Annotated in this window: 7 protein-coding genes; 3 read left to right on the forward strand and 4 right to left on the reverse strand. The window is 39.6% G+C overall.

The window, feature by feature from the left end; translation table 11 throughout:
* Positions 1 to 486: 486 nt before the first annotated feature.
* Positions 487 to 618 carry a hypothetical protein gene (locus tag BLV55_RS14905; RefSeq protein ID WP_278280064.1) on the reverse strand — a complete coding sequence of 44 codons (132 nt, stop codon included), beginning with the start codon at positions 616 to 618 and terminating at the stop codon, positions 487 to 489.
* A gap of 229 nt (positions 619 to 847) precedes the next feature.
* Between BLV55_RS14905 and BLV55_RS14940 the strand changes: the two genes are divergently transcribed.
* From BLV55_RS14940 to BLV55_RS14315, 3 genes are all read left to right on the forward strand, one after another.
* Positions 848 to 1,186, forward strand: a complete 339-nt coding sequence (locus BLV55_RS14940; RefSeq protein ID WP_330386637.1) for a hypothetical protein — start codon at positions 848 to 850, stop codon at positions 1,184 to 1,186.
* A 92-nt stretch (positions 1,187 to 1,278) separates the two neighbouring features.
* Positions 1,279 to 1,728, forward strand: coding sequence for a Mu transposase domain-containing protein (locus BLV55_RS14945; protein ID WP_330386638.1), 450 nt, complete (start codon positions 1,279 to 1,281; stop codon positions 1,726 to 1,728).
* Between the two features lie 15 nt (positions 1,729 to 1,743).
* Entirely contained in the window at positions 1,744 to 2,100 is a 357-nt protein-coding gene (locus BLV55_RS14315) for a transposase (RefSeq protein ID WP_093315653.1), read from the forward strand.
* A gap of 200 nt (positions 2,101 to 2,300) precedes the next feature.
* On the opposite strand, the gene BLV55_RS14320 is transcribed toward BLV55_RS14315, so the two are convergent.
* The 3 genes from BLV55_RS14320 to BLV55_RS14325 form a co-directional block, all read right to left on the reverse strand.
* The gene (locus tag BLV55_RS14320; RefSeq protein ID WP_093315655.1) at positions 2,301 to 2,708 is read right to left on the reverse strand and encodes a hypothetical protein; all 408 of its coding nucleotides are present in this window, start codon (positions 2,706 to 2,708) and stop codon (positions 2,301 to 2,303) included.
* Positions 2,709 to 3,165: 457 nt separating this feature from the next.
* Complete coding sequence (locus BLV55_RS15080; protein WP_143033231.1) at positions 3,166 to 3,243, reverse strand: bacteriocin; 78 nt, start codon at positions 3,241 to 3,243, stop codon at positions 3,166 to 3,168.
* A 48-nt stretch (positions 3,244 to 3,291) separates the two neighbouring features.
* Positions 3,292 to 3,480, reverse strand: a complete 189-nt coding sequence (locus BLV55_RS14325) for a transposase (RefSeq protein ID WP_093315657.1) — start codon at positions 3,478 to 3,480, stop codon at positions 3,292 to 3,294.
* Positions 3,481 to 4,938 lie beyond the last annotated feature (1,458 nt).

The following is a 4,938-nucleotide window of genomic DNA, read 5'->3' on the forward strand; positions in this document are numbered from 1 at the left end:
TAGAAGAATCGTGTTTCCGATAGCTGGATAATGCTTTTAAGAGTTGAAAGTAATCGCAGTACCCCTCGGTAATCGAAAGACAATAACCATTGTTGCTGTAGTCTATTGACCCATTCTTCCAACTTTCGAAAGCCTTCTAAGCTGTTTTCAATTCGCATGACTTTTCCCAGTTACAGCCCTCGTCAATCAAAGGCTCGGGCGTAGTGGATTTCACTGGCAATGTCGATTCCAATTACTAAGCTGCTTTCTTTGACTTGATTGATGCGGTCATTTTGTGACAAATTCATACTGTAAGTCCTTCTGTAGTTTAGTTTTGTGTTCCGGCTGGAAACAATTCTATTCTACTGTGGGGACTTGTTTTTTCAAATCTCATTTTCTTTCCTTATACAGGAATGCTCCTTTAGTTTGTTATTCACAGATTCACTTTTCTTTATTAAATATCGCAAGCGTCAAACCACCCACACATATGGCTTTAGCTTCTTTTTTTCATTTATATAAAGTGCCTTCTGACATGCCAGTTTCTTGAGCTATGGTGGATACTTTCTGATTTTCAGGCGGCATCATCTTTTGCATGATGGACATTTTAAATGATTCGCTGTAACGGGGCATATTTTTCATCCTCCAACTCTTCTTGATACTTACTATACTTTAGTTGGAAAGCTATTGAGTATTCTGGAGCAAATTGCACCATCTGTCCGGCGTAATGATACCGCATTTTCGGTGCACGATACCGCTTCGCATATAATATATATATGCATCCAGCGATGCAAATATAGCTGGTACCCCCGCACAGATCATTGATCCTGATACAGGTGAAGTTACGGAAACTCATCTCTTTGTTGGGGTGATGACCTACGGTCAATACGCCTATGTGGAAGCCTTTGTTAATGAAAAACAGCAAGCCTGGATTACGGCCCATGTACACATGTATGAATACTTCGGTGGTGTGGCAAAAATACTGGTGCCTGACAACTGTAAAACCGCTGTCGATCACAACAAGGGGTGGTACAACCAGAAAGTCAACGCCATCTACGATGAAATGGCTGAACATTACGGAACAGCTGTCATCCCAGCAAGGGTTCGCAAACCTAAGGATAAACCCAATGTAGAAGGGGCCGTGGGTCGCATCTACACCTGGTCATCGCCGCACTTCGAAAGGAGCAGTTCTTTTCTTTATCTGAATTAAACAGCGCCATCAAAGAGAAGCTTGAAGATTTTAACTTAAAAGATTTTCAAAAAAAGGAAGGAAGCAGGTGGAGTCTCTTCCATGCGGAAGAATTGCCTTTCCTGACACCCCTGCCTGCTACCCCTTACGAACTGGCTCTGTGGAAACAAGCCACTGTTCAGTTCAATTATCACATATCCGTAGATGGAATGCTATACTCTGTTCCACACGAATATATTAAGAGAAAAGTTGATGTAAGGGTAACAGCCAGGGTCATTGAAGTTTTCTACAATCACAATCGCATCACATCCCACCAGCGTCTTTATGGCCGAAAAGGCCAGTACAGCACCACCTTAGAGCATATGCCGCCTGATCATCAAAAGCATCTGGAATGGACCGGAGAACGGTTCAGAAAATGGGCTGAAAAAATCGGGGCGAACACCTACCGATCGATTGATGCCATTCTTACCTCCAAGCGTATTGAACAGCAAGCCTACAAAAGTTGTATGGGTCTTCTAAAGCTGACTGACAAAAATTCATTCCGGATTCACGGTACTCTTTAAGAAGAATATACAGCTATGACACCTATCCTAACAAAGGGGAGGAGGCCTATAGATCAAGACTTTTTAGATAGGGTAGACCAAAGAACAGCAGAAAATAAAGATCTTTATAAACAAAGACAAATAATTGCAAAACATCCGTTTGGAACGATAAAGAGGGGATTAGGCATAACGTATTTTCTGACAAAAGGTATGCAGTCAGTAAAAGCGGAGATTTCTTTTGCTTTTTTAGCCTATATTATGAAACGAGCAATAAATATATTAGGCGTACAGGAAATAATAAGGAGGCTAACAGGTAAAAAAGTATTTGTTAACCTCTTATTTTGCAAATATACACATTGGGATTCTCTTTGTTTTTTGTTTATTGGTTTCTAATATGCTTCAATTAATGATTTCGCTGATTTATTTTGCCTAGTATTCATTCTTGGTAAACGATCTATCATTACGTTGTTATACTGTAAATTTTTTGAGTTGTTTATTTTTCTGTATACTTCCCTTGTGTTTCACCTAAGCTAGCTTCTGTTCCCATTGTAAAATCTCTCAACCAACTTCCACCATCAACCATTAAAAGTTCTTCATTTCTTTGGTTTTTTTAGAGTAATTACTCCAAAACCACTCAAAAATATAAAAGCGATTTGACCAAGCGCCATCGCCCATCCATCCCATCGGATTATGATCGCTATCGACACGATAAGTGCTACTATTAGTCCGTAGCGATCTATCCATGACGACCATTTCAACACTTCTGTATTTTCTTCTGATTTTTCACTTGCTTCTTTAACATTATCTTCTTTGTTCTCCTTTTCGACGAAAAAAAATGAAAATAAACGATCTCTCAGTTTTTCAATTACTTCCATCGAAGTTAAGTATGGAATGAGTGGAACAAGCAGTAACATAATAAAAAATCCTATAGGAATAAACAAAAGAAGTGGCGGTAAAAATAAAACCGCTAACAAAATGTACAGTAATACATGTTTAGTCACGCTATCACCTCCAATATCTGAAGAAATACATTCCCACACACGGGTTTAAGGTGATTGCCACCATAAACCCGTCATAGTATCACGAGTGTAATATAATACCAGCCCCGTCATGCATGCCACAATAATTGAATAGATTTTAAAAAACACTTTACCACCATCCCCATTATTTATCAGGTTTAATATGACACCCTATTTTTCAAAATAAGGTGCCATATTTATAAATTTATACTTTTGAGTTTACATATGAATAATCAATCCTCATTGTTTCTTGAAAACTTTAGTATCCAGCAGCTTTTTCAATTCTTTCCCAGCCCTTAGCAGCTGTTACTGGATTACGTTTAATCGCCCCATATGTCATCTGGCCCGTTCCGACGAATGCTTGCTGAAAATCACGATTCGTTGTCGCTGTATTGTAAAGACCTTTAATCGCTTGACCTACAGCAGCTGGTACATCTCTTTAATCTCCACATCGGGGAGTAAATGCATTCCCTCCATTAATCTCTCTCATTTCATTTTTACTCATTTCTTTTAACATATTCAAAATCCTTCTTTAGTTTGTTATTCACAGATTCACTTTTCTTTATTAAACATCGTAAGCGTCAAACGTAAGCGTCAAACCACCCACACATATGGCTTTAGCTTCTTTTTTCCATTTATATAAAGTGCCTTCTGACATGCCACTTTCTTGAGCTGTGGTGGATACTTTCTGATTTTTAGGCGGCATCATCTTCTGCATAATGGATATTTTGAATGATTCGCTGTAGAGGGCCATGTTTTTCCTCCTCCAACTCTTCTTAGCACTCACTATACTTTAGTTGGAGGTCTATGACAACTATCCTAACACAGGGGGCGAAACATTAATGACTCCCCTTCTTCTTTAAGTGGTTATGACGGCCTAAAATGACCGTTTGCTGACGAACTTGCCTGACCAAGAATTGACGGATGTAATGACCATAACAATTTTTGAAAAAAGAAAGATGCCCCTGTTCGATAGACTACTTCCGTTAGCAAGTCTCAGGGACGTCTCACGCAACTCCTATGATAATTCAAATAGAATACGAACTGAATAAACACCCTGGAAACCAGTATTCTTTTAGAAGTTTGGAGCTATTTATCTGTCACTGCTGCCAATTGACTCAAGAAAAGTCCTTGGAAGCCGAAATCGCAAGATTCGTGAGACCAACAAGACCAACGGAGTCCTTCAAGAGAAGGTGTTACGCATCCGACGGCTTCAGTGTCAAAATTGCCTGAAGACCCCCATCACGAACTTCCGAATCGTCTTTCGAGAAATGCCTGTTTCCCTGTGGATATTCCTCTGTGATTTCCCTTCTCTAAAATGTTTTAATATAATTTTTTGTTTTTGCACTAAAGGGATCATTCCCTTAACCTTTTCTATGAAGTTTCATAGGGTTAATTGTACTCCCTCTGGGGTATTTTTAGATTATCATAAACAACGGATCCGTAATCAGCTTATCAGACAGAAGTGGTCAGTCTTTCAAGTGCGAAGTCTGGGCTTCAAGGAGCGAACGATATCCTCTATCTAATAAGTAGATTATACACCTAAGCGTATGATCTTGCAGGCTTTAAAGGTTTATCGGGTACCTTTATCAATCTAAATACATTATACAAGGATGTAGGTAACGCCATTGTCATTGATAGTTTCCGACAAGCCGGGACAGACCGGGATTTTTTTCAGAAGGAGCACTGGATGCCATCTATGCCTATTCCGGTGGCGTAGTTCGTCTCATTAACAAAGTAGCCACTCGCTGCCTGATCTATGGAGTGCAAAGTCAAAAGCCCATCATTGTCAATCACATGGTCAACCTAGTTAGCGGTGGAGAAATCGCATAACGCAGATGCCCTCAAAGTTTAGTATGACATATCTTTTATGGCTTGTCTGGACAATTTTTGTCATTGTTATTCACAATTTTTGTCGTGTTTTTGATTTTCTTTAAACTTTGCAGGTCTTACGGCTTATCCTTTTCCTGGATTTTCTTGTCGGAATTCACCTTTGTTTACATACTACGCTAAATGCATCAGTAACCTAACGTAATTAAAAGACAAGAGTTCATCGGGCCAGTTCGGGACGGAGGAAACTCATCCTTCATTTAGCCGGAGGCTCAGTGTTCAAGCAAGAACATATCCCCGGGCTATATAACAATCGACTGTTTTTTGCTCTGTACTTTCCACAGGGAATGGGAGATATAGGGATTATTATCCTGACCCTGGC

This window comes from Tindallia californiensis, assembly GCF_900107405.1.
GTDB classification, from domain to species: domain Bacteria; phylum Bacillota; class Clostridia; order Peptostreptococcales; family Tindalliaceae; genus Tindallia; species Tindallia californiensis.

What these genes read in the sequence shown, in the direction of transcription:
- BLV55_RS14905 (WP_278280064.1), bottom strand. Translation starts at nt 618, where the DNA reads ATGAAAAATATGCCCCGTTACAGCGAATCATTTAAAATGTCCATCATG.
- BLV55_RS14940 (WP_330386637.1), top strand. Translation starts at nt 848, where the DNA reads ATGACCTACGGTCAATACGCCTATGTGGAAGCCTTTGTTAATGAAAAA.
- BLV55_RS14315 (WP_093315653.1), top strand. Translation starts at nt 1,744, where the DNA reads ATGACACCTATCCTAACAAAGGGGAGGAGGCCTATAGATCAAGACTTT.
- BLV55_RS15080 (WP_143033231.1), bottom strand. Translation starts at nt 3,243, where the DNA reads ATGTTAAAAGAAATGAGTAAAAATGAAATGAGAGAGATTAATGGAGGG.
- BLV55_RS14325 (WP_093315657.1), bottom strand. Translation starts at nt 3,480, where the DNA reads ATGGCCCTCTACAGCGAATCATTCAAAATATCCATTATGCAGAAGATG.